The 2,821-nt window shown below is 62.1% G+C and carries 3 protein-coding genes and 1 pseudogene; 3 read left to right on the forward strand and 1 reads right to left on the reverse strand.

Going from position 1 to position 2,821, the window contains the following annotated elements; all coding sequences use genetic code 11:
• Window positions 1–109, forward strand: a pseudogene (locus ACESNG_RS24505) (IS982 family transposase); the annotation flags it as partial.
• A 465-nt stretch (window positions 110–574) separates the two neighbouring features.
• Here the strand turns inward: ACESNG_RS24505 and ACESNG_RS24510 are convergent.
• A complete protein-coding gene (locus ACESNG_RS24510) occupies window positions 575–1,231 on the reverse strand; it encodes a potassium channel family protein (RefSeq protein WP_373071384.1) in 657 nt (218 codons plus the stop codon).
• Between the two features lie 417 nt (window positions 1,232–1,648).
• On the opposite strand from ACESNG_RS24510, the gene ACESNG_RS24515 reads away from it, so the two are divergent.
• On the forward strand, window positions 1,649–1,813 hold the full coding sequence (locus ACESNG_RS24515) for a hypothetical protein (RefSeq protein WP_373071387.1): 165 nt from the start codon (window positions 1,649–1,651) through the stop codon (window positions 1,811–1,813).
• 377 nt (window positions 1,814–2,190) lie between these two features.
• On the forward strand, window positions 2,191–2,821 hold a 631-nt coding region (locus ACESNG_RS24520; RefSeq protein ID WP_373071390.1), incomplete at its 3' end, for an excalibur calcium-binding domain-containing protein.

Below are 2,821 nucleotides of genomic sequence, written 5' to 3' on the forward strand. Positions count from 1 at the left end.
GTGTGCCCGAGTGCTGCAACGACTCCTTGCGCTCACCGCAGCGATCTGGCACAACGAAACCACCAGCCAACCCGGTCCCGCCCGATCACTCCTCGCCTACGACCACTGACCCACGACCCCTTGGAACCAATCATCTAGGCGAACAACGTTCGCAAGCCGTGACTTTCCGGTAGACGCATCACAACCCGCCTGAGGGTCCGTTTTGGGTCCGAGGGGTGGTTTGCTTGCGTTCGGACGGTTCTCTCGGCCGTCCTCTGCCGTCGCTGCCTCAAGGAAGGCGCACCCTCAGGACCCAGCCATGAAGTAACCGGGTCCGGTCTGGCGACGAGCGTGCTTGTCAGTTGACGGTGTCGGCCACGGGTCGGAACATGGCGGGGTGCGCCTTCACGACGGGGTCGTGGCTGGGCCGGACGGTTCCTCCGGCGACGGCGAGGTCGCCGGGTCCGTGAAATGTCGTCGTCGCTATGACGTAGGTAGGGGTCTTGGCCGCCATGGCGATCAGGTCACGTTCAGCATGCCGAAGGAGCCGGCAAATCCCAAGATGCGTCTGTTGGCCACACGGCTTCGGCTTCGGTCAGTCTTTGATGGATTCGTCGTTATCGGTTCGCACCAGGAATTCGGCGACCTTCGCGGTGATGAGCGCGAACGTCGAGATGCCGACGATCATCGTGAACCCGCCGATGATCCGGCCTGTCGCCGTGATTGGAAAGATGTCGCCATAGCCGACAGTGGTGATGGTGGACAGCGACCACCACAACGCGTCGAAGAACGAGTGGACCCGCCGACCCTCGCCGACATCTTCAGCGACGGTGAATGCGGCTGCTGCCGTCACCCACGTCATCGCAGCGGCTCCGATGCCGATGCTGGCCGCGTGCTTTTGGATCAGCTTGCGGCCGTTGCGAGATGCTGCGCCGCCGATCGCCACAGCCCGCGCGGCGATGGCAAGGAATCGAAATAGACGCACCGCTCGTAGCGATCGAAACACGCCGAGTGCCCCGAGGGTAGCGACGACTGCAAGGACCTGCGAGATAACAATCAGCAGACTCAGGTACTCGGATCGGACAAATACTGAGCGGTTTCGAGCGAAACGAAGTTCGACGATGTAGTCAATGGCGAACGCAATGAGCACGACGATGTTGACGGCGTTCACGAACCACTGATCGACGTCTGACAGGTTGTCGCGTTTCAGCTCGACCAGCAACATCGGGAGCGACCCGATGGCGAGGATCATCAAGGGGACGTCCGTGACTTCTCGCCACCGCTTCAGCTGCGGTGACATGTACAGCGCCTCTGCTTCCGGATTCCCGAGCAGCCACGCCCAGCGGCTGGGCTGTTGTGTGGGTTCTGCTGGGCTTGTCATTGCAGGAGCGTAGGGCGATGCATCGTGGCGATTCCGTTATCCCCGGTGCAGGACCGAACGCTCACCCGTCCCGCATCCCCTTCTCAAAGATGTGGTGAGATCCCCGAGGACTGAGCCCGGCCGTGACCACGTCGGAGACTTTGGCGGTGTATGTCGAGGGACGGCCGAGGATGATCGGGTGGTCGTGTTTGGGCTCTCACGGATGGGGGACCGACACCGGCACGGCACTCGTCCTCCTGCAACTTGGCACGGATGCGGACACGGTTGGGCTGGTCTTGAGGTCGGTCGGTGGAGTTGGCTCCGGTGCTTGTCGACGAGGTCGTGGCGTACGTCGACGTCGTCCTCGGAGACCGGCCGATTGTCTGGTATCTGATCGTGGGGAGTGTTCGCTTCGGTTGTGACGAAGTGCCGGTCGCGCGTACAGGTGACATCGACTACGGTTTGGCCGCATGAGCGTACATGTTGAGTTATGCGACACGTGCAGTCCATGTCACTCGACTCGTTATCGAGGTCGTCGATCGGTCTCGCTGTTGGTTGCGCTGGCCACCGCTGCGACTGCGCTTGTACTAATCGGTGCTGGCGGGCCATCGCCGGTTGGGGCTGCTGCTGCGACAAGCAGCTACGTGGCGGTTACACCGACGAGGCTCTTCGACACACGCGGCGGGGTTGCGATGCAAGCGAAAGAAGTCCGTGAGTTCCAGATCACCGGTGGGGTCGTCCCAGCGTCCGCTACGGCTGTCATGCTGAACGTCACCGCGACTCGCTCACTTGCGAGTGGCTACCTTCAAGTGTTCCCGACCGGTCGAGCCGGAGTTGACACGAGTTCGACATTGAATCTCGACTTTGCTGGACAGACAATCCCGAATGGTGCGTTCGCTCCGCTCGGCGATGGCGGCAAGGTTTCGATCTACACGACGTTCCCGACCGACATTCTGATCGATGTGTTCGGATACTTCGTGCCGGCAGCGTCAGCGACGGCAGGTCGTTTCGTTCCCTTGACGCCGACCCGAATTCTGGATACCCGCGTCAACCTGGGTTGGACTGCGCCGACACCTCCACCCACGACTCCGACACCTCCACCCACGACTCCGACAACGCCCGCCAACCCGGGCGACACGAAGAACTGCTCGGATTTCTCAACGCAGGCCGCAGCGCAACTGTGGTTCAACCTCTACTTCCCTTCTTACGGGGACGTCGCCAGGCTCGACGCCGACGGCGATGGGGTCGCGTGCGAGTCGCTTCCGCTGACGGCCGCTCTCCGCAGCGCGGCGCTCGTGAGTGCCAGGACAACCATCCCGCTCCAAGTGTCCGGTGTCGGTGGCGTTCCAACATCGGGCGTTTCCGCTGTCGTGATGAATGTCACCGCAGCGGGTCCGACGAGTGACGGATTTGTGCAGGTGTCACCGACCGGTATCGCCGTCGGCGATACGTCGAACCTGAATCCTGAGAAGAACCGCACCA

Source organism: Gemmatimonas sp. (assembly GCF_041689975.1).
Classification (GTDB): Bacteria; Gemmatimonadota; Gemmatimonadetes; order Gemmatimonadales; family Gemmatimonadaceae; genus Gemmatimonas.